Annotated in this window: 20 protein-coding genes; 12 read left to right on the forward strand and 8 right to left on the reverse strand. The window is 65.4% G+C overall.

Annotation, left to right across the window (positions count from 1 at the left end; translation table 11 throughout):
- The first annotated feature begins 69 nt into the window (after positions 1–69).
- Entirely contained in the window at positions 70–582 is a 513-nt protein-coding gene (locus ASD94_RS01740; protein WP_056637734.1) for a GNAT family N-acetyltransferase, read from the forward strand.
- A gap of 70 nt (positions 583–652) precedes the next feature.
- Here ASD94_RS01740 and ASD94_RS01745 read toward each other — a convergent pair whose 3' ends face one another.
- Complete coding sequence (locus ASD94_RS01745) at positions 653–946, reverse strand: hypothetical protein (RefSeq protein ID WP_056637737.1); 294 nt, start codon at positions 944–946, stop codon at positions 653–655.
- A 437-nt stretch (positions 947–1,383) separates the two neighbouring features.
- On the opposite strand from ASD94_RS01745, the gene ASD94_RS01750 reads away from it, so the two are divergent.
- The 10 genes from ASD94_RS01750 (at position 1,384) to ASD94_RS01795 (ending at position 11,987) form a co-directional block, all read left to right on the forward strand.
- On the forward strand, positions 1,384–2,715 hold the full coding sequence (locus tag ASD94_RS01750) for a sugar ABC transporter substrate-binding protein (protein WP_056637740.1): 1,332 nt from the start codon (positions 1,384–1,386) through the stop codon (positions 2,713–2,715).
- Positions 2,716–2,861: 146 nt separating this feature from the next.
- Positions 2,862–3,725: a carbohydrate ABC transporter permease gene (locus ASD94_RS01755; RefSeq protein ID WP_056637744.1), complete on the forward strand. Its 864-nt coding sequence runs from the start codon at positions 2,862–2,864 to the stop codon at positions 3,723–3,725.
- A 13-nt stretch (positions 3,726–3,738) separates the two neighbouring features.
- Complete coding sequence (locus ASD94_RS01760; RefSeq protein WP_056637747.1) at positions 3,739–4,578, forward strand: carbohydrate ABC transporter permease; 840 nt, start codon at positions 3,739–3,741, stop codon at positions 4,576–4,578.
- Between the two features lie 49 nt (positions 4,579–4,627).
- Positions 4,628–5,671, forward strand: a complete 1,044-nt coding sequence (locus ASD94_RS01765; RefSeq protein WP_056637750.1) for an ABC transporter ATP-binding protein — start codon at positions 4,628–4,630, stop codon at positions 5,669–5,671.
- Between the two features lie 5 nt (positions 5,672–5,676).
- Positions 5,677–6,411 (forward strand): SDR family oxidoreductase, encoded by a 735-nt coding sequence (locus tag ASD94_RS01770; RefSeq protein ID WP_056638068.1) that lies wholly within the window; start codon positions 5,677–5,679, stop codon positions 6,409–6,411.
- A 19-nt stretch (positions 6,412–6,430) separates the two neighbouring features.
- Complete coding sequence (gene dalD / locus ASD94_RS01775; protein ID WP_056637753.1) at positions 6,431–7,822, forward strand: D-arabinitol 4-dehydrogenase; 1,392 nt, start codon at positions 6,431–6,433, stop codon at positions 7,820–7,822.
- Between the two features lie 29 nt (positions 7,823–7,851).
- Positions 7,852–8,787 (forward strand): AraC family transcriptional regulator, encoded by a 936-nt coding sequence (locus ASD94_RS01780; RefSeq protein WP_056637757.1) that lies wholly within the window; start codon positions 7,852–7,854, stop codon positions 8,785–8,787.
- Between the two features lie 146 nt (positions 8,788–8,933).
- A complete protein-coding gene (xylB, locus tag ASD94_RS01785) occupies positions 8,934–10,418 on the forward strand; it encodes a xylulokinase (protein WP_056637762.1) in 1,485 nt (494 codons plus the stop codon).
- Positions 10,419–10,439: 21 nt separating this feature from the next.
- Entirely contained in the window at positions 10,440–11,468 is a 1,029-nt protein-coding gene (locus ASD94_RS01790; protein ID WP_056637766.1) for a PfkB family carbohydrate kinase, read from the forward strand.
- Between the two features lie 24 nt (positions 11,469–11,492).
- The gene (locus ASD94_RS01795; RefSeq protein ID WP_056637768.1) at positions 11,493–11,987 is read left to right on the forward strand and encodes a GNAT family N-acetyltransferase; all 495 of its coding nucleotides are present in this window, start codon (positions 11,493–11,495) and stop codon (positions 11,985–11,987) included.
- Between the two features lie 141 nt (positions 11,988–12,128).
- Here ASD94_RS01795 and ASD94_RS01800 read toward each other — a convergent pair whose 3' ends face one another.
- From ASD94_RS01800 to ASD94_RS01815, 4 genes are read right to left on the reverse strand one after another with little or no spacing between them, the layout of a single operon-like run.
- Positions 12,129–12,749, reverse strand: coding sequence for an SMI1/KNR4 family protein (locus ASD94_RS01800; protein ID WP_056637771.1), 621 nt, complete (start codon positions 12,747–12,749; stop codon positions 12,129–12,131).
- 21 nt (positions 12,750–12,770) lie between these two features.
- Complete coding sequence (locus ASD94_RS01805) at positions 12,771–13,238, reverse strand: GNAT family N-acetyltransferase (RefSeq protein WP_056637774.1); 468 nt, start codon at positions 13,236–13,238, stop codon at positions 12,771–12,773.
- A 19-nt stretch (positions 13,239–13,257) separates the two neighbouring features.
- A complete protein-coding gene (locus ASD94_RS01810) occupies positions 13,258–14,673 on the reverse strand; it encodes an FAD-binding oxidoreductase (protein WP_056637777.1) in 1,416 nt (471 codons plus the stop codon).
- A gap of 57 nt (positions 14,674–14,730) precedes the next feature.
- Positions 14,731–15,165 carry a DUF2069 domain-containing protein gene (locus tag ASD94_RS01815; protein WP_056637780.1) on the reverse strand — a complete coding sequence of 145 codons (435 nt, stop codon included), beginning with the start codon at positions 15,163–15,165 and terminating at the stop codon, positions 14,731–14,733.
- A 21-nt stretch (positions 15,166–15,186) separates the two neighbouring features.
- Here ASD94_RS01815 and ASD94_RS01820 point away from each other — a divergent pair, with 21 nt between their 5' ends.
- Positions 15,187–16,437 carry a YihY family inner membrane protein gene (locus tag ASD94_RS01820; RefSeq protein WP_056637783.1) on the forward strand — a complete coding sequence of 417 codons (1,251 nt, stop codon included), beginning with the start codon at positions 15,187–15,189 and terminating at the stop codon, positions 16,435–16,437.
- Positions 16,438–16,541: 104 nt separating this feature from the next.
- Here ASD94_RS01820 and ASD94_RS01825 read toward each other — a convergent pair whose 3' ends face one another.
- From ASD94_RS01825 to ASD94_RS01835, 3 genes are all read right to left on the reverse strand, one after another.
- The gene (locus ASD94_RS01825) at positions 16,542–16,889 is read right to left on the reverse strand and encodes a DUF962 domain-containing protein (RefSeq protein ID WP_056637786.1); all 348 of its coding nucleotides are present in this window, start codon (positions 16,887–16,889) and stop codon (positions 16,542–16,544) included.
- Between the two features lie 161 nt (positions 16,890–17,050).
- Positions 17,051–17,869: an alpha/beta fold hydrolase gene (locus ASD94_RS01830; protein ID WP_056637789.1), complete on the reverse strand. Its 819-nt coding sequence runs from the start codon at positions 17,867–17,869 to the stop codon at positions 17,051–17,053.
- 2 nt (positions 17,870–17,871) lie between these two features.
- On the reverse strand, positions 17,872–19,182 hold the full coding sequence (locus ASD94_RS01835) for an O-acetylhomoserine aminocarboxypropyltransferase (protein WP_056638072.1): 1,311 nt from the start codon (positions 19,180–19,182) through the stop codon (positions 17,872–17,874).
- Positions 19,183–19,325 lie beyond the last annotated feature (143 nt).

The raw sequence follows: 19,325 nt of genomic DNA on the forward strand, positions 1-19,325 counted from the left end.
CGTTGCCGACGCCGGATTTTATGCGGAGCGGGAGAATGCGGGGCTTACCCTCCATCGTCCGTCTTAGCAATGACAACTTCTGCCACTTCCGTCACCGTCCGCCCCCTCCAGGCTGCCGACTGGCCCGCCGTATGGCCCATCCTGCGCACCACCTTCCAGGCGGGAGACACGTATGCCTTTGCCCCCGATAGCAGCGAGGCCGAGATCCACAAAGCCTGGGTAGAGCTGCCTGCAGCAACCTTTGTCGCCCTCGGTGCGGGCGGGGAGATTCTGGGCACCTACTTCATCAAGCCGAATCAGCCTGGGCTGGGCGCCCATGTGTGCAACTGCGGTTATGTGGTGTCACCGGCTGCGCAGGGGCACGGCGTGGCCTCGTTGATGTGCGAGCACTCCCAGCAGCAGGCTGTGGCCATGGGCTTTCGGGCCATGCAGTTCAACCTGGTGGTGGCCAGCAATGTGCGCGCCGTACGGCTGTGGCAGCACCTGGGCTTTGCGATCGTGGGCACGTTGCCCGGGGCCTTCAGGCACCACACGCTGGGCTATGTCGATGCCCATGTGATGTTCAAGACACTGGTGGCCTGAGCCGGTTGCCCACGCAAAAAGGGCTCCCATGTGGGAGCCCTTTTTGAGTCCGGGGTCCAGCTCTGCGTTCTTACATCGCGCTGATTTCGCCCGATGGGATCTTGCCGGTGCGCACGGCTTCAGCAGCCTGGGCACGCACCGCAGCGCGGTCAGCCGTGGACTTGTAAGTCACCACACGCGAACCAGCGGGTTCGATGCTGCGTGTTTGAGCCACGGTAGCGGCTTCGGCTTGCACTTCAGCGCGGGTGCGGTTGGTTTGGAATTGGGTCGCGAATTGCGAAGCATCGGCTTCGTCAGCCTGGGCACCAAAAGATGCGAAAGCAGCGACAGCAGCGATGGAGAGGAAACGTGCGGTGTTGTTCATGATGAAAATCCTTGAAGTTAAAAAGCGTCTCAAAAAAGCCGGGTCAAAAACCATTCCTGAACCGGGTTCGGTGAGTCGCCTTGCGGGTTCGGCTCATCGATGGGTTGAACTGTACGCCGATGGTCTGCGGAGAAAAACTACGCAGTCGCAAACTGACTGTTCCAGTTTTGGAAACAGTGGGCGCGTACGAAGTACGCCTCTGTGCGGAATTTGCGCTGCGCACCTCAGAGTCAGGGCAGGCGTCCCGGGGCCGCAATGCAGATACCCAATTGATGGATCTAGGTATAAATCCTGAGATTCTGGCGAAATTTAGTATGTGTATGGCTTTTCAAAGTATCAACTGAGCATCTGAGCATCGGTATCGTTCAGTCCATCAATGCCGCAATCCGACTGGCGTTGAATGGCAGATCCATACCAACTACGCAGGAGACGTTCCGATGCCCCGTTCCACCCGTCCACACACCCGCCTGGCTCTGGCCGCTGCTACCCTCGCGGCATCGCTGTGCGGCGCCGCTGCGCACGCGCAGACCGAACTCGTGATTGCTACCGTGAACAACGGCCACATGATCGAGATGCAGAAGCTCAGCAAGAACTTCGAGCAGGCCAACCCCGACATCAAGCTCAAGTGGGTGACGCTGGAAGAGGGCGTGCTGCGCCAGCGCGTGACGACCGACATCGCCACCAAGGGCGGCCAGTTCGACGTGATGACCATCGGCATGTACGAGGCGCCCATCTGGGGCAAGAAGGGCTGGCTGCAGGAGCTCAAGACCGACGCCGCCTATGACGTGGATGACCTGCTGCCCGCCATGCGCAACGGTCTGTCGGTGGACGGCAAGCTGTTTGCCGCGCCCTTCTACGGCGAAAGCTCGATGCTGATGTACCGCAAGGACCTGGCCGACAAGGCCGGCGTGCAGGTGCCCGAGCGCCCCACCTGGCCACAGATCAAGGACCTGGCCGCCAAGATCCACGATCCCAAGAACGGGGTGTATGGCATCTGCCTGCGCGGCAAGCCGGGCTGGGGCGACAACATGGCCTTTTTGACCACGCTGGTCAACACCTTTGGTGGCCAGTGGTTTGACATGCAGTGGAAGCCGCAGCTCGAATCCAAGCCCTGGAAGGATGCGATCACCTTCTACGTGGACCTGCTCAAGAACTACGGTCCCCCCGGCTCGTCGGCCAACAGCTTCAACGAAATTCTGGCGCTGACCAACTCCGGCAAATGCGGCATGTGGATCGACGCGACCATCGCGGCGTCGTTTGTGAGCGACCCCAAGCAGTCCAAGGTGGCTGACCAGATGGCCTTTGCCCAGGCGCCCACCATGAACACGCCCAAGGGCGCCAACTGGCTGTGGTCGTGGAATCTGGCTATCCCCGCAGGCTCTAAAAAGGTAGACGCGGCGCAGAAGTTCATCACCTGGTCCACCAGCAAGGACTACATCCAGCTGGTCGCCAAGACCAACGGGTGGGCCAACGTGCCTACCGGCACGCGCAAGAGCACGTATGCCTCGCCGGAGTTCCAGAAGGCCGCGCGCTTTGCAGCGGCCGAGAAGGTTGCCATCGACTCGGCCAACCCGACCGATTCGACCTTGCCCAAGAGCCCGTACGTGGGTGTGCAGTTCGCGGCCATTCCCGAGTTCCAGGCCATCGGCATCGCCGTGGGGCAGCAGATGAGTTCCGCGCTGGCAGGCAAGACGACGGTGGACGCGGCGTTGAAGGCCAGCCAGGTGTCGGCTGACCGCGAGATGAAAAAGGCCGGCTACTACAAATAGGCATTCATTCGGCCACTGCGCGGGCCGATCCGGAGCCGGTGTTCCTCGCCGTACGGGAGTACGGTTGCGGTACAGCGACCCCGCCTCGGCCCGCTCGCGACGCAGACTGAACGCCTATATCTGCTGGACTTTTTTCTGAGGCTTCCATGAACCGCCGCCTGCTCCCCCGCCTGCTGCTCACGCCGGCCATGGCCACGCTCTTCCTGTGGATGATCGTGCCGCTGGTGATGACGATCTACTTCTCGCTCATCCGCTACAACCTGATGCAGCCGGACCAGACCGGTTTTGCCGGGCTGGAGAACTTTGAGTATTTCGTCACCGACCCTTCGTTTGGCACGGCGGTGGTCAACACGCTGCTGCTGCTGGGCAGCGTGATCCTCATCACGGTGGTGTTTGGCATTGCGATTGCGCTGCTGATCAACGAGCCCTTCGCGGGTCGGGGCATTGTGCGAGTGCTGCTGATCTCGCCTTTCTTCGTCATGCCCACGGTGAACGCGCTGATGTGGAAGAACATGATGATGAACCCCATCTACGGCGTGCTCGCGCAGGTGTGGATGTTCTTTGGCGCGCAGCCGGTCGATTGGCTCACCGATTACCCGCTGTTCTCCGTCATCGTGATGGTGTCATGGCAATGGCTGCCCTTTGCCACGCTGATCTTCATGACCTCGTTGCAGAGCATGAACCACGAGCAGCTCGAAGCCTCGCGCATGGACGGCGCCAACTACCTGCAGCAGCTGCGCTACCTGTACGTGCCGCACCTCGCGCGCTCGGTAGCCGTGGTGGTGATGATCGAACTCATCTTCTTGCTCAGCATCTTTGCCGAGATCTACACCACCACGGGTGGCGGGCCGGGCGATGCAAGTACCAACGTCACCTTTTTGATCTTCAAGCAGGCGCTGCTCAACTTTGACGCGGGCGTGGCCTCGGCCGGTGCGCTGTTTGCGGTGGTGCTGGCCAATATTGCGGCCGTGTTCCTCATCCGCATGGTCGGCAAGAACCTCGACAAGTAAGGCTCGCATTTTTATGACCGCACGACGCCGTTCCCAATTTCCGCTCGGCATGTTGGCCCTGCGTACCGCTGCGGCATGGGCCGTGGCCCTGCTGCTGGTGTTTCCGCTGGCCTGGCTGTTTCTCACCGCGTTCAAGACCGAGCTGCAGGCCATTGCCGTGCCGCCACTGTTCGTCTTCGCGCCCACGCTCGAAAACTTCCACGAGGTGCAAGAGCGCAGCGACTACCTGCTGTACGCCAAGAACTCGGTCATCACCAGCGTGCTCTCCACCCTGGTGGGGCTCATGCTGGCCGCGCCTGCCGCGTATGCCATGGCCTTCTTCAAGGGCAAGTACACCAAGGACATCCTGATGTGGATGCTCTCCACCAAGATGATGCCCGCCGTGGGCGCGCTGGTGCCCATCTACGTGCTGGCACAAAAGAGCCACCTGCTCGACACACAGCTTGCGCTCATCATCGTGTTCGCGCTGTCCAACCTGCCCATCATGGTCTGGATGCTGTACTCGCACTTCAAGGACATCCCGCGCGAGATTTTGGAGGCCGCGCGCATGGACGGTGCCACGCTGTGGCAAGAGGTGCGCCTGGTGCTGCTGCCGCTGGGCATGGGCGGGCTCGCATCCACCGGCCTCTTGTGCCTGGTGCTGTCATGGAACGAGGCCTTCTGGAGCCTGAACCTGAGCGCCGCCAAGGCCGGCACGCTGGCCACGCTGATCGCCTCGTACTCCAGCCCCGAAGGACTGTTCTGGGCCAAGTTGTCTGCGGCATCGCTGATGGCCATTGCGCCCATCGTGGTGTTTGGCTGGTTCAGCCAGAAGCAGCTCGTCCAAGGTCTCACGTTCGGCGCGGTCAAGTAAAGCGCAGCGTTCATCTCCCCAGTTTTCAAGCATTCAGGAACCCGATTCCATGGCCTACCTTCAACTGCGCGGCATCGAGAAATTCTTTGGCGAACACCGCGCCATCAAGGGCATCGACCTCTCCATCCAGAAGGGCGAGTTCATCGTCTTCGTCGGCCCCTCGGGCTGCGGCAAGTCCACGCTGCTGCGGCTGATCGCGGGGCTCGAAAATATCGACGGCGGCACGCTGATGCTGGACGGCCGCGACATCACCGACCAGCCCTCCAGCAAGCGCGACCTCGCCATGGTGTTCCAGAGCTACGCGCTGTATCCGCACATGAGCGTCTACGAGAACATGAGCTTTGCGCTCAAGCTGGCCAAGGTGGACAAGCAGGTGATCGACGAGAAGGTGCAGAACGCTGCGCGCATCCTCAACCTCACGCAGTACCTGCAGCGCACGCCCAAGGAGCTGTCGGGCGGTCAGCGCCAGCGCGTGGCCATCGGTCGCGCCATCGTGCGCGCGCCCAAGGTGTTCCTGTTCGACGAGCCGCTGTCCAACCTCGACGCAGCGCTGCGCGGCCAGACGCGGGTGGAGATAGCCAAGCTGCACCGCGACCTGGGCGCCACCACCATCTATGTGACGCACGACCAGGTTGAGGCCATGACGCTGGCCGACCGCGTGGTGGTGCTGCGCGACGGCATCATCGAGCAGGTGGGCACGCCGCTGGAGCTGTACGACCGGCCCGCCAACCAGTTCGTGGCCCAGTTCATTGGCACGCCGCAGATGAACGTGGTGCCCTTGCCGCAGCTGCCACCGCCCGTGCAACAGCAGGCACCTGCAGGGGCTGAGGGCGGCGCCATCGGCCTGCGACCTGAGAACATCACCGTGCGCAACACCGGCGCTACGCCCGTGACAGGCCAGGTGGACTTGGTGGAAGCGCTGGGCGCCGAAACCCTGATCTACGTGAGCACCCCCGGCGGAGCGCAGTTTGTGGCCCGCCAGAACGACCGCACAGGCCTGCGCGCGGGCGATGCCGTGAGCCTGGACATCGACGCCTCGCAAGCCCACTGGTTCGACCCCCAAGGCTGTGTGGTGGCCCGCCAGGCTGCATGACGGTCATGAGCCTCCAATACCCACTCCAAGCCAAGGTGGCGGCCATCACTGGCGCGGCTTCTGGCATCGGTTTTGCCAGCGCCCAGGCCATGGCCAATGCGGGCGCACGCGTGGTGCTGATCGACCGCGACGAGGCTGCGCTGGCCAAGGCCTGCGCGGCCATTGGCGAACGCGCTTCGCCGCTGGTGCTCGATCTGCTGGATGCCAAGCAGTGCGCCAGCCTGCTGCAGCGCACGCTGAGCATCGCCGGTCCGCTCGACATCTTCCATGCCAACGCGGGGCTGTATGTGGGCGGCGATCTGGTCGATGCAGACCCTGACGCCATCGACCGCATGCTGCAGCTCAATGTCAACGTGGTGATGAAGAACGTGCACAACGTGCTGCCCCACATGATCGAGCGCGGCACGGGGGACATCATTGTCACCAGCTCGCTGGCCGCGCATTTCCCCACGCCATGGGAGCCCGTCTATGCATCGTCAAAGTGGGCCGTCAACTGCTTTGTGCAGACCGTGCGCCGCCAGGTGTTCAAGCACGGCATCCGCGTGGGTTCCATCTCGCCGGGCCCGGTCATCACCTCGCTGTTGGCCGACTGGCCTGCGGAAAAGCTGGCTGAGTCCAAGGCCAGCGGCAGCCTGATCGAGGCCGCCGAAGTCGCCGAGGTGGTGCTGTTCATGCTCACCCGCTCGCGCGGCATGACGATTCGCGACGTCGTGATGATGCCCACGAATTTTGATCTTTAGAACCCCGTTTTCACGCACCATGAATTTCATCCTGCATCTGGGCCTGGGCTCCTTTCACCGTGCCCACCAGGCCGTCTACGTTCACCAGCTGCGCCAGCAAGGTGACACGGACTGGGCCATCGCGGGCGGCAATCTGCGCCCCGACATGGCCGACACCATCGCCGCCCTGCAGGCGCAGGGCGGCCGCTACACGCTGGAGACCGTCACGCCCCAGGGTGAGCGCAGTTACACCGTCATCGAGTCCATCCAGCGCGTGATCCCTTACCAGGACGATCTGGCCCCGCTGATTGCCATGGGTGCTGATGCTGCCACGCGCATCATCAGCTTCACGGTGACAGAGGCAGGCTACTACCTCGACGCGCAAAACCAGCTCGACTGGGCCACCTTTGCCGACCTGCGCGTCGACCTCGCGGCAGTCAAGGCCGGGCAGGCGGGCCACACCATTTACGGCGGCCTCGTCAGCATCCTGCGCGCGCGCATGGCGGCTGGTGCGGGCCCCGTCACGCTGATGAACTGCGACAACCTGCGGCACAACGGCGAGCGCTCGCGCAGCGGGCTGCTGCAGTTCATCGACGCGTTGGGCGATGCGCAGTTGAAAGCCTGGGTGGAGCAGAACACCACGAGTCCCAACGCCATGGTGGACCGCATCACGCCACGCCCCACGCCCGATGTGGGCGAGCGGGTGAGGGCTGCCACAGGCTGGGACGACAAGGCCGCGCTCATGGGCGAGAGCTTCATCCAGTGGGTCATCGAAGACGACTTCATCGCCGGCCGGCCCGCGTGGGAAAAGGTCGGCGTCGAGATGGTGCAATCGGTGCAGGCGCATGAAGAGGCCAAGATCCGCCTGCTCAATGCCACGCACAGCTGCATTGCCTGGGCGGGCACGCTGGTGGGCTACCAGTACATCCACGAAGGCACGCACGATGCGGCCATCCGCCAGATGGCCTACGACTACGTGACCGACGATGCGATCCCCGTGTTGCTGCCGTGCCCCATCGACCTGCAGGCCTACCGCGACGTGGTGCTGGACCGCTTCGGCAACCCTGCCATTGCCGACACGAACCAGCGCGTGGCCATGGACGCGTTCTCCAAGATCCCCGGCATGATTGCGCCCACCATCCGCGACAATCTGGCCCGTGGCGGCTCGTTCGATAGCGTGGCCCTGCTGCCCGCGCTGTTCCTGGCCTACCTGCAGCGCTGGCACGTGGGGCAGATCCCCTACGCCTATCAGGACCAGGCCATGGACCCCGTCGTGGCTCACGCCATCTGCGACGCGGCCGACCCCGTGGTTGCCTACGCCGCCGACACGACCCTGTGGGGCGAGATGGCCAGCCGCCCCGAGTTGGTGGACGCGCTGCGCAAAGCCTATGCCCGCGTGCAGGCCTTTGTGGCTGATCGCGCAAGTCCCTGATGCTGGTGTAATTTCCGTCCATCACCGCCATGACCGTCAAAACGCCCATCGCCCCGCGCCAGACCAAGCCTGAGCTGGAGCACGACTATGTGCGCTCGCCCGCACTGGGCTACGAGTCGCCGGATACGGCCGGCTTCATCCGCTGTCTGTCGCATGGCTTTCCCACGCCGCTGGCGCGCTGGCACTACCACGACGAGTACGAGCTGCACCTGATCACCGCCACCTCGGGCAAGGTGTTCGTGGGGGACTGGATCGGGCAGTTCCAGCCCGGCCATCTGGTGCTGACGGGCCCGCGCCTGCCGCACAACTGGATCAGCATGGATTTGCCCGAAGGCGGCGTGCCGCTGCGCGACCTGGTGATCCAGTTCTCGCACGCCCCGCTGGTGGCCAGCAGCGAGAGCATCCCTGAGCTGCGCGAGGTGCTGCCGCTGCTGGAACGTGCGCGCCATGGCATCGAGTTCTTTGGCATGGAGGCGCAGGCGCAGGAGCACTGGCACCGCATCAAGGCGCGCCAGGGGCTCGCTCGGTTCGGCGCGTTTTGCGAGTTTCTGAGCGACCTGGCCCGTTGCACCGACTTTCGCCTGCTGTCGAGCACGCAGCTGCAAAGCGAAGACAACGACGCCCAGCTCGACCAGATCAATGCCATCGTGAGTCGCATCACCGACCACCTGGCTGAACCGCTGGCAGCCGCCGATCTGGCGCAGGAGCTGGGCATGACAGAGAGCCGCTTCTCGCGCTTTTTCCGGCGCGCCACGGGCAACACCTTCACCGACTTTGTGAACCTGGTGCGCGTGAACCGCGCCTGCCAGCTGCTGATGGAGACCGAGCGTTACATCACGCACATTGCCTATGACGTGGGCTTCAACAACATGGCCAACTTCAACCGCCGCTTTCTGGACATCAAGGGCATGACGCCGAGTGAATTCCGCAAGCAAGGCGCCGGAAGGTTCGGAAAGACCTCCTGAGCCAAGGGCCGATCCGCTCGCCGAGAAGGGGCGGTACGTCCTTGCAGCAACGTATCCCTTGTTGCGCCCTTCGGCATGCAGCCCTCCAGACGCAAAGCGCGGGGCTACGGCTTTCACTTTGAACCACTGATATCTGTTCAATACCCATGTACCTCGGAATCGATTTAGGCACCTCGGGTGTCAAGCTCCTGTTGCTGGACGACGCGCAAGCCGTGGTCGCCACGGCCGATGCCGCCGTGCCCCAGCACCGCCCCCAGCCCACCTGGAGCGAGCAGCACCCGGCCGACTGGTGGGCGGCGGTGGAGGCTGCCGTGGCGCAGCTGCGCGCGCAGGCACCCGCTGCGTGGGCACAGGTGCGGGGCATCGGCCTCTCGGGCCACATGCATGGCGCCGTGGTGCTGGGCGCGCAGGGCCAGGTGCTGCGCCCGGCCATCTTGTGGAACGATGGCCGCGCCAGCGCCGAATGTGCGCAGCTGGAGGCCGCAGTGCCCACCTCGCGCCAGATCACCGGCAACCTCGCCATGCCCGGCTTCACCGCGCCCAAGCTCCTGTGGCTGCGCAAACATGAGCCCGCCGTGTTTGACCAGATCCGCACCGTGTTGCTGCCCAAGGACTGGCTGCGCCTGCAGCTCACCGGCGATGCCGTGAGCGACATGTCTGACGCATCAGGCACGCTGTGGCTGGACGTGCAGGCCCGCGCCTGGAGCCCGACCATGCTGCAGGCCTGCGGACTGGATGTGACGCACATGCCCGCGCTGGCCGAGGGCAGTGCGCCCACGGGCATGCTGCGCAGCGATGTGGCACGCCGCTGGGGGCTCGGTGACAGCGTCGTCGTGGCTGCGGGCGCGGGCGACAACGCCGCCAGTGCGGTGGGTGTGGGCGCCCGTACAGCCGGTCAAGGTTTTGTGTCGCTGGGCACCTCGGGCGTGGTCTTTCGCGTGACGGATGCCTTTGCGCCCGCCACCGAGCGTGCCGTGCATGCCTTTGCCCACGCGCTGCCGCAGCGCTGGCACCATATGTCGGTCATGCTCAGCGCGGCCAGTGCGTTTGGCTGGGTCACCCGGCTTACGGGGCGCAGCGAGGAGGCACAACTGTCGGACGCTGTCGGCACCCTCAGCACCACCCGCCAGGCGCAGGCGCCGCTGTTTTTGCCTTACCTGAGTGGCGAGCGCACGCCACACAACAACGCGGCTGCCACCGGAGTCTTCATGGGCCTGCGCGCTGAGCACGAAGCGGCGGACCTGGCCTATGCCGTGATGGAAGGTGTGGGCTTTGGCCTGCTCGATGGCCTCAACGCAATGCGCGCTGCAGGGGCTGGGCAGGGCGGTGCTGCCAGTCGGGGTGAAGCGGCCCTGGCCTTGGTCGGTGGCGGTGCCCGCAGCAACCCCTGGGCGCAGTTGCTGGCCAGCGCCTTATGCACACAACTGCAACGCCCGCAGGGCGCGCACGCCGCCGCCGCCCTGGGCGCCGCGCGCCTGGCGGCCATGGCCTGCGGGGGTGACGAAGCCCACTGGTGCCAGCCCCTGCCCGCTGACGCCACCTTCATACCGCAGCCTGCGCAACAAGCCCTGCTGGCCGAACGCTATGCCCGCTTTGTCGCCCTGTACCCCGCGCTGCAATCGCAGTTCTGACCTGCTGCCTCCCAAGCCACCATGACTTCAGCCCCCAACACTTCTACCGCCGCCGCGCCCATTCACGCCGCCATTGCCGGCGAGGCCCTCATCGACCTCATCCGCCGCGCTGATGGCAGCTACCTGCCGTGCCTGGGCGGTGCGCTCTACAACCTGTGCCGCGCGCTGGCCCGGCAAGGTGTGGGCACGCAGTACCTCAACCCCTTGTCGCGCGACCGTTTTGGCCGCGAACTGGCGGCGCAGTTGGTGGCCGATGGCGTGGTGCTGGCCCAGCCCGAGCCTGTGCAGCAAGTCACGTCCCTGGCCGTGGTCAACCTCGATGCACACGGCCACCCCGATTACGCCTTCTACCGCGAAGGCGTGGCAGACCGTGCGGTGTCTGAAGCAGGCCTGGGCGGTAGCTGCGCCGCCTTGCCCGCGCTGCAGCTGGTCTGCACCGGCGCCCTGGCACTCGACGCGCGCGACACCGCCATCTACCTGCCGTGGCTGGCCGCCCAGCGCGCCGCAGGCCGCTGCGTGGTGGTCGATGCCAACCTGCGCCCCTCCGTCATGCCCGACCTTGCGGCTTACCGCACCACGGTGCACGCCGCGCTGGCCCACGCCCACATCATCAAGGCCAGCGACGAAGACCTGGAGCATCTGGCCGTGCCTGGTGTGGATGCCTTGGCCCGTGCGCAGCACCTGCTCGCCGCCAACCCGCAGGCCCACCTGCTGGCGCTGACGCTGGGCGCGGAAGGCGCCTGGCTGCTGCACCGCGGCGGCGCGCAGTGTTTTGCCAAAGAGGCCCAGCCGCTACAGGTGGTGGACACCGTGGGCGCGGGCGACAGCTTTCTGGCCGGGCTGCTGGCGCATTTGCTGCGGCAGTCGCAGGCCGCCGGGGTTGCCAGTTTTGCGCAGTTCGTGGGCGGTCTGACAGCCGGTGCCTGCCAGCAGGCGCTGCGCCATGCGCTGGCCAGCGCCAGCCTGTGCGTGATGGAGCAGGGCTGCGTGCCCCCGGGATGGGAGGCAACCACGCAAAGGGCTCGATCCAACCCACCCAGCGAGCGGTAGGCCGCTCTGGCGGCAGAATGGCGCATGCACCATGCCGCCGCCCCTGCCTCGCCGCCAACGATCACTGTCCGCGTGGCGGCAGCAGTGCATGCCGCCGATGCGTGCGGTGTCATCCGCCAGTCCATCACCCACTGCTGTGTGCTCGACCATGCCAATGACGCCACCATCCTGACAACTTGGCTGGCCAACAAGACGCCCGAGAACCTGGCTGCGTGGATGGCCGCGCCGGGTGCTGTGGCGTGGGGCGCATACCGGGGCGACACGATGGTGGGCTTTGCGCTGCGGGCACGGACCACGCTGGCGTTGTGCTACGTGGTGCCGGAGGCCTTGCACCAAGGGGTGGGGCGGGCCCTGCTGCAGCACGTCGAGACCCATGCGCGCGAAGTGGGGCTCACAACTCTGGACCTGGAGAGCACGCGCACGGCAGAGCACTTTTACCGCCGCCATGGCTATGTGCCGCATGGCGGCGTGCAAACGTGGGCCGGGCTGCAGGCGCAGCCCATGCGCAAGGTGTTGTGAGGTCACCTTGTCTGCAGTGGCGTCGCCCATCCAGTCCAGCGAGGGTGTGAGTTTTTTAGTCGAAATGGCTTGTAGCGCCTGATATATATGCGCTGGAAGCTCTCACTTTTATAGCGATGGGTGCTCCCGCCCCGCCGCACCTCACACGTCGGTACGCACCTGGTGGCCCTGGTTGTCGTTCATTTCCAGAATCCACCACTGCGCTCCCGTGTTCTTGTCGATGAAGCGCATGTGCGAGGCGATGTTGGCCAGCGTGGGGCTGCCGAGGTGCAGCAGGCGTTGCACATAGTCCACGAGGTCGTCAGCCGCGTGGGTGAACTCAAAACCGTCGTGGTCAAACTCGAACACCTGTCCGGCGCACTCGCCATCGGTGGCCATCAGGATGTAGTTGCCCGAATGGGGGGTCTCGCCAATCACCTGGCAGTGCGCGATCCAGTCGGGCAGGATCTCTTCGCGTTCTTCGTCACTCAGATGTTCCGTCCAGCCCTCAAACCCCTCTTGCAGCTCGGCCCATTCGGCGGGCGGTGCGATGTAGCGGGCGGCATCGCCTGAGTCGGCATCGTGGTACAGCAGCACGCAGCCGAACGTGGCGTAGAAAGCGGGGAGCTGACCCACGTCCGGCAGGGCTGCATCCAGCGCGGCGGGAGGCTGGATGTGGTGCTGGAAGTTCACCGTTTTGGTTTCCTGCGGCTTGTTGATGCGCTCGCAGGTGAAGGTGCCGGTGTGTTCGGCAACAGCGCGGTACAGGTCGGGCAGGGTCATCGCAGATCCTCGGGATGGCGTTCAGATTTCTTTGGCGTACACGATGAAGCCATGGTGCTTGGCCAGCTTGTCGTACAGCTGGCGCCCGGCGGCGTTGGTCTCGTGCGTTTGCCAGTACACGCGCGACGACTTGGCGGCGCGCGCTGCGCCGTACACCGCTTCGATCAGCGCCCGCCCCACGCCCCGGCCGCGTGCGGCCTCGCGGGTGAAGAGGTCGCTCAGGTAGCACACGGGTTCGATGCGCGTCATGCTGCGGTGAAACACATAGTGCGTGAGGCCCAACAGCTCCCCGCTGGCATCGTCTTGAGCCACCAGGCAGAACATGGGCTCTGCCGCGTCATGAAAGCGCTGCCAGGTGGCTTGCGTGATGTGCTCCGGGAGCGCAGTGGCACCAAAACGGCCGTAGAACGCGTTGTAGCCGTCCCAGAGCGGGCGCCAGGCAGCGTAGTCTTCGGGTTGAGCCGGGCGCACGGTGACGGCAGCGGTCATGGGTCAGCTTTCTGTGGGTTTACTGCAGCACGCGCTTCGGGTTCATGATGCCCTGCGGGTCCAGCGCCTGTTTGATGGCGCGCATCATGCCCAGGGCCACGGGCGACTTGTACTTGGCCAGCTTGTCGGCCTTGAGTTCGCCAATGCCATGCTCGGCCGAGAACGAGCCGCCGAACTCGGCCACGGCCTCGTACACCAGATGATTCACATGGTCCTCGTGCTCGCGCAGGAAGGCCTTGGGGTCGCCTTCTGCCGGTGCCTGCACGTTGTAATGCAGGTTGCCGTCGCCCAGGTGGCCGAAGTTGACCAAGCGCACGCCCGGGATCTCGCGCTGCAGCACCGCATCGGTGTGCGCCACGAAGGCGGGGATGCGCGAGATCTGCACCGAGATGTCGTGCTTGATGTTCAGGCCCTCTTCGGCCTGGGCCAGCGGAATGCTCTCGCGGATGTGCCACAGCTGGTGGGCCTGCGTGAGGTTCTCGGCCACCACGGCGTCGATCACGCAGCCCATTTCAAACGCGGTCTCCAGCAACGACTCGAATCGTGCGCGGGCGTGTTCTTCGGATTCGCTGTCGGAGTTTTCGAGCAGCACGCACCAGGGCGCGTTGTCGTCGCCCAGGAAGGGCACGCGCAGCTGCGGCATGTGTTTGCCCACCAGGCTCAGCGCAAACTGGCCCATCACTTCAAAGCCCGTGAGGCCCGCGCCCAGCTGCTTGTGTGCCAGACCCAGCAAAGCCACAGCGTGTTCCATTGATGGCACGGCGGCCCAGGCGGTGAGGTTTGCGGCGGGCTGGGGGTAGAGCTTCATCGTCGCGGCGGTGATGATGCCCAGCGTGCCTTCGCTGCCGATGAACAGGTCGCGCAGGTCATAACCGGTGTTGTCCTTGCGCAGGCCCTTGAGGCCGTCCCACACCTCGCCCTGCGGCGTGACCACTTCGAGGCCCAGGCACAGGTCGCGCGCATTGCCGTAGCGCACCACCTGCGTGCCGCCGGCGTTGGTGCCCAGGTTGCCGCCAATAGTGCAGCTGCCTTCGGCCGCGAGGCTCAGGGGGAAGAGCACGCCAGCCTTCTCGGCCTCGTCCTGCAGGTTCTGCAGGATGCAGCCCGCTTCCACGGTCATGGTCAGGTTGTCGGTGTCCACGCTGCGCACGGCGTTCATGCGCGTGAGGCTCAGCACGATCTGCGTGCCGCTGTCATCGGGCGTCGAGCCCACGGCCAGGCCGGTGTTGCCGCCCTGCGGAACGATGGCGGTGCCCGCTGCTGCACAAGCCTTGACCACGGCGGCCACCTCTTGCGTGTTGGCAGGACGCACCACGGCCAGGGCCTTGCCGCGCACGCGGCGGCGCCAGTCCTGTTCCCAGGCGGTGAGGTCGCCTTCGTTGAGCACGTGGGCGGGGCCGACGATGGTGCGCAGGGTGTCGAGCAAGGTGGTCATGGATGAATCGGCGTGTTCAGTGGGTTGATCGGGTGGCAGGGGACTGCGCGAGGGGCATCAGGGGGCGGGTGCCGCTGTGCTGGTGTCTGCCGCAGCAGCGGCGGCGGCCTTGGCGTTGCGCTGGCGCACGCGCACATGCAGCGTGCAGGCGGTGAACAGCACGAGGCACAAGGCCACTTCCCCCCAGGCCAACCATTGCGATGGCGGCTTGTCGCCCCAGCCGCGCACCACGCCTTCGGTGAAATACAGCCAGATCACCAGGCTGACCCAGCGGTAGGTGTACATGCGGTTCTTCAGGATGCCCGCCAGCGGGATACACAGTGGCAGCGCCTTGATGGCCAGCCACGAGCCGCCAGGCCTGACCGGGGCCAGCACCAGCTCCCAGGACAGGCACAGAACAATCAGGGCGAGCAGGCTGCCAGCGGCAAGCCAGCGGGTGGCGGCAACACCGTTGTCGGACGGAGGGAGAGGGATGGCGGGGGATGCAGTCATTGGGGTGGCATCATATCGGCCATGCCTTTTTCCCTACAGACAGTCGCATCGCGCATCGAGGCGCTGATGACCGAGCTGTCGCACTTCCCCTGGAAGACCACGGCCCAGACGCTGCGTGAGCGCTTCCGCGAGGACCACCTGGGGCTCACGGCCAGCAGCCTCACCTTCACCACCATCCTGGCGCTGGTGCCGTTTTTCACCGTGGCGCTGGCGGTGTTCACCGCGTTCCCCATCTTCGGCAAGCTGCAGGACGCGCTGCAGGGCTGGCTGGTCAGCAGCCTGGTGCCCGACAGCATCTCGCGCCAGGTGCTGGGCTACCTCACGCAGTTTGCCGCCAAGGCCAGCAGCCTGGGGGTGGCGGGGTTCAGCATCCTGCTGGCCACGGCGCTGGCGTTGATCCTGACCATCGACCGCACCCTCAACGACATCTGGCGCGTGCAGCGCCTGCGTCCGCTGGGGCAGCGGGTGCTGATCTACTGGGCGGCCATCACGCTGGGCCCGCTGTTGCTGGGCGCGAGCCTGGCGCTCACGTCGTATGTGATGTCGGCCTCGGGCGGGTTGGTCAAGCGCCTGCCCGATGGGGTGCAGCTGCTGTTCGATTCGATCCAGTTCGTGTCGCTGGCCGGTGGCATGGCGGCGCTGTACCACTACGTGCCCAACACGCCGGTGAAGTGGCGCCATGCCTGGACGGGTGGTCTGTTCGTGGCGGTGTGCATCGAGCTCGCCAAGAAGGTGCTGGCGCTGTACCTGGGCAAGGTGCCCACCTATTCGGTGGTGTACGGCGCGTTTGCCACGCTGCCCATCTTGCTGGTGTGGATCTATGTGGCCTGGGTCATCGTGTTGCTGGGGGCCGTGGTCACCGCCTACCTGCCCAGCCTGCTCGCGGGCGTGGCGCGGCGCGGCACGGTGGCGGGGTGGACATTTCAGTTGGCGGTGGAGGTGCTGCAGGCGCTGCACCGGGCGCGTCCGCATCCCATCAAGGGTCTGCGCCCCAGCCAGCTGGCCCAGTTGCTGCGGGTGGATGTGCTGCAGCTGGAACCCGTGCTGGAGGCGCTGACTGCGCTGGACTGGGTGGGGCAGGTGAACGATGCCGCTGTGAGCGCTGCCGACGTGCCCGAGTCCCGCTACGTGCTGCTGGCCGACCCGGAAAGCACCGTGCTCGCACCCCTGGTGCAGCGCCTGCTGCTGCAGCGGGTGGACAGCCTGGGGCCGCTGTGGGCCAACGCCAAGCTCGACACCTTGCGCATGGCCGATGTGCTGCAGGCGGGTTGACCGGGGCGGATGGCTATCCTGGGGTAGCGATCAATTGCTATATAAATAATAGCTACTCAGGCATGCTGCACTAGCGCTTACGGCCTCAGGGGCTTCAAATCAGCTCACAGGGGCACTTTACCCGCCCAGATGTCCTTGTACATCACCCAGTCGCCCATGAAGCTGTAGAGCGGGCGCTTGAAGCTGGCGGGCTTGTTCTTCTCAAAGCCGAAGTGCCCCACCCAGGCAAAGCCGTAGCCGCAGAGCAGGCCGTACAGCAGGTACTGCGGCTTGCCCGTGGCCACCAGCATGGCCAGGCAGACCAGGGTGAGCGTGGACCCCACAAAGTGCAGGCGGCGGCACGTGCGGTTGCTGTGCTCACTCAGGTAGAAGGGGTAGAAGTCCGCGAAGCTTTTGAAGGCCCGAGGGTCGGTGGCGGGCGCGGGTTGCTGGGTGACAGTCTGGGTGGTCATGGCGTTGTCTCCGGGCGGCGTTGGGGCTCTGCCCGCGTTATACGCCGCAGCGCCAGCGCGCACCAGCGGGGCAGTGCGGGTGTGCTGTCGCCAACGGGTCTGCCACCTTGAACTGGCTATTGAAACCCCGGCGGGCTGTCAGCGCGCCGGGGCTTTGGGGCTCACCGGGCCAGGAAGTCGCGGATGGCGGCCAGTGTTTCTTCCGGCGCCTCGGTCATCTGGTTGTGGCCCACGGGCAGGTGGGCGATTTGCACCTGCTTGCCAGCCGCCTGGGCGGCCTTGACGAGGCCCTGGGCGGCTTTGGGTGCTGTCATCTGGTCTTGGCTGCCCAGTGCAAACAGCACCGGGCAAGTGAGCGCCGCCATGGCCGCCTCGCCGCCCGCATAGCTGTCACAGGCGACAAAACCCCGGTGGAAAACGTTGACGGCCGGGTTGCTGCGCAGCACCTTGCGGCCCAGCGCCATGCCTGCGCCAAACACCCAGGTGCCCGGGCCCAGGGCCGACGGGGGCGCAGACAAGGTGCTGCGTGAGAACACATTGACCATGCGCATCGCCTTTTCAGGATCGGTCTGCGAGGCCTCGATGAGTGCGGGCGACACCTTCATCGGGAAGGCGGTGCCCACCAGCACCAGATGGCTGATGCGGTCCTTCAGCCGCGCGGCGGCTTCCATGGCAATGAGCGATCCCCAGCTGTGGCCCACCAGTGCCGCGCGCTGCACGCCCGCAGCGTCCAGCAGAGCGCCGATGAAGTCCGCGCCTTGCTCCACCGTGGCGGGCGCATCGCCGCCACTGCGGCAGTGGCCGGGCAGGTCGATGGCCAGCACGTTCCAGCCGTGGTTGGCCATGTAGCGGCTTTGCAGGGCCCACACGCTGTGGTCGTTGAGGACACCGTGAATGAACACCACCGTGGGTTTGGCGGCGTCAAACGCTTTGCCACCGGTGTAGCAGTAGATGGCAGCGCCGTTGACTTGGATGTGCATGGTCAGGCCCCTGCTTTCTCGGCGGCTTTCAGCGCGCGTTTCAGGTCGTCGATGAGGTCGTCGGCATCTTCGAGGCCGATGGACAGGCGGATCGTGCCCTGGCTGATGCCCGCGCCCGCCAGCGCCTCGTCGCTCATGCGGAAGTGCGTGGTGCTGGCCGGGTGGATCACCAGGCTGCGGCAGTCGCCCACATTGGCCAGATGGCTGAAGACCTTGAGGGTTTCGATGAACTTCTTGCCCTGCTCGCGGTTGCCTTTGAGGTCAAAACTGAACACCGAGCCCGCGCCACGCGGCAGCAGCTTTTGCGCCAAGGCGTGGCTGGGGTGAGACTCCAGCATGGGGTGGCCCACGCGAGACACGAACGGCTGCGCGGCCAGAAATTCGACCACCTTCTCGGTGTTGCGCATGTGCTGCGCCATGCGCAGCGGCAGGGTCTCGATGCCTTGCAGGATGAGCCAGGCCGTGTGTGGGCTCATGCAGGCGCCAAAGTCGCGCAGGCCCTCGCGCCGCGCGCGCAGCAAAAAGGCGCCCACGGTGCTCTCTTCGGTGAACACCATGTTGTGAAAGCCGTCGTAGGGCTGGGTCAGCTCGGCAAACTTGCCGGCCGACTTTGGCCCGTCCCAGTCAAAGCTGCCGCCATCCACCACGATGCCGCCCACGACGGTGCCGTGGCCCGAGAGGAACTTGGTGGCCGAGTGGTAGACCAGGTCCGCGCCATGTTCAAACGGTTTGATGAGCCAGGGCGAGGTGAGGGTGGAGTCCACCAGCAGCGGCACGCCCGCCTCGTGCGCGATGGAGGAGATGGTGGGGATGTCCAGCACATCCAGGCCGGGGTTCCCCACGGTCTCGCCAAAGAACAGCTTGGTGTTGGGGCGCACCGCAGCGCGCCAGCCGTCGATGTCGCCGGGCTTCACGAACGTGGTCTCGATACCGAAGCGGCTGAGCGTGTAGTGCAGCAGGTTCTGCGAGCCGCCATACAGCGCCGTGCTCGCCACGATGTGGCTGCCCGCGCCCATCAGCGTGGCCACGGCCAGGTGCAGTGCGGCCTGCCCGCTGGCGGTGGCAATGGCGCCCACACCGCCTTCGAGCGCGGCCACGCGCTGTTCGAGCACCGCGTTGGTCGGGTTGCTGATGCGGCTGTACACGTGGCCGCCGCGCTCCAGGTTGAAGAGGGACGCTGCGTGGTCGCTCGATTCAAAGACGAACGAGGTGGTCAGGTGGATGGGCACGGCGCGCGCGCCGGTGGCGGGGTCGGGGCTGGCGCCTGCGTGCAGCGCCAGCGTGTCAAAGCCGGGGTCGGAGTAACCGGGCATCTGTGTGTCTCCCATGTTGTCATTGCAGGCGGGCATTGTGGGCTATATTTGCTGACAAACAGCCTGCAGCACCTGGGCAGCCCCAGCGGATGTGCTGGTCGCTGCGGGCCCACACCTACTCTTTCCGATTCTTCCCGATCCCC

It is taken from the genome of Acidovorax sp. Root70 (assembly GCF_001428225.1).
Classification (GTDB): domain Bacteria; phylum Pseudomonadota; class Gammaproteobacteria; order Burkholderiales; family Burkholderiaceae_C; genus Acidovorax.

Excerpts from the sequence above, each read along its gene's own strand:
- ASD94_RS01760 (WP_056637747.1), top strand. The coding sequence starts at position 3,739 with ATGACCGCACGACGCCGTTCCCAATTTCCGCTCGGCATGTTGGCCCTG.
- ASD94_RS01825 (WP_056637786.1), bottom strand. The coding sequence starts at position 16,889 with ATGACCACCCAGACTGTCACCCAGCAACCCGCGCCCGCCACCGACCCT.
- ASD94_RS01745 (WP_056637737.1), bottom strand. The coding sequence starts at position 946 with ATGAACAACACCGCACGTTTCCTCTCCATCGCTGCTGTCGCTGCTTTC.
- ASD94_RS01820 (WP_056637783.1), top strand. The coding sequence starts at position 15,187 with ATGCCTTTTTCCCTACAGACAGTCGCATCGCGCATCGAGGCGCTGATG.
- ASD94_RS01765 (WP_056637750.1), top strand. The coding sequence starts at position 4,628 with ATGGCCTACCTTCAACTGCGCGGCATCGAGAAATTCTTTGGCGAACAC.
- ASD94_RS01790 (WP_056637766.1), top strand. The coding sequence starts at position 10,440 with ATGACTTCAGCCCCCAACACTTCTACCGCCGCCGCGCCCATTCACGCC.
- ASD94_RS01755 (WP_056637744.1), top strand. The coding sequence starts at position 2,862 with ATGAACCGCCGCCTGCTCCCCCGCCTGCTGCTCACGCCGGCCATGGCC.
- ASD94_RS01780 (WP_056637757.1), top strand. The coding sequence starts at position 7,852 with ATGACCGTCAAAACGCCCATCGCCCCGCGCCAGACCAAGCCTGAGCTG.
- dalD (WP_056637753.1), top strand. The coding sequence starts at position 6,431 with ATGAATTTCATCCTGCATCTGGGCCTGGGCTCCTTTCACCGTGCCCAC.
- ASD94_RS01830 (WP_056637789.1), bottom strand. The coding sequence starts at position 17,869 with ATGCACATCCAAGTCAACGGCGCTGCCATCTACTGCTACACCGGTGGC.
- ASD94_RS01810 (WP_056637777.1), bottom strand. The coding sequence starts at position 14,673 with ATGACCACCTTGCTCGACACCCTGCGCACCATCGTCGGCCCCGCCCAC.
- ASD94_RS01750 (WP_056637740.1), top strand. The coding sequence starts at position 1,384 with ATGCCCCGTTCCACCCGTCCACACACCCGCCTGGCTCTGGCCGCTGCT.
- ASD94_RS01815 (WP_056637780.1), bottom strand. The coding sequence starts at position 15,165 with ATGACTGCATCCCCCGCCATCCCTCTCCCTCCGTCCGACAACGGTGTT.
- ASD94_RS01835 (WP_056638072.1), bottom strand. The coding sequence starts at position 19,182 with ATGCCCGGTTACTCCGACCCCGGCTTTGACACGCTGGCGCTGCACGCA.
- ASD94_RS01770 (WP_056638068.1), top strand. The coding sequence starts at position 5,677 with ATGAGCCTCCAATACCCACTCCAAGCCAAGGTGGCGGCCATCACTGGC.
- xylB (WP_056637762.1), top strand. The coding sequence starts at position 8,934 with ATGTACCTCGGAATCGATTTAGGCACCTCGGGTGTCAAGCTCCTGTTG.
- ASD94_RS01800 (WP_056637771.1), bottom strand. The coding sequence starts at position 12,749 with ATGACCCTGCCCGACCTGTACCGCGCTGTTGCCGAACACACCGGCACC.
- ASD94_RS01740 (WP_056637734.1), top strand. The coding sequence starts at position 70 with ATGACAACTTCTGCCACTTCCGTCACCGTCCGCCCCCTCCAGGCTGCC.
- ASD94_RS01795 (WP_056637768.1), top strand. The coding sequence starts at position 11,493 with ATGCACCATGCCGCCGCCCCTGCCTCGCCGCCAACGATCACTGTCCGC.
- ASD94_RS01805 (WP_056637774.1), bottom strand. The coding sequence starts at position 13,238 with ATGACCGCTGCCGTCACCGTGCGCCCGGCTCAACCCGAAGACTACGCT.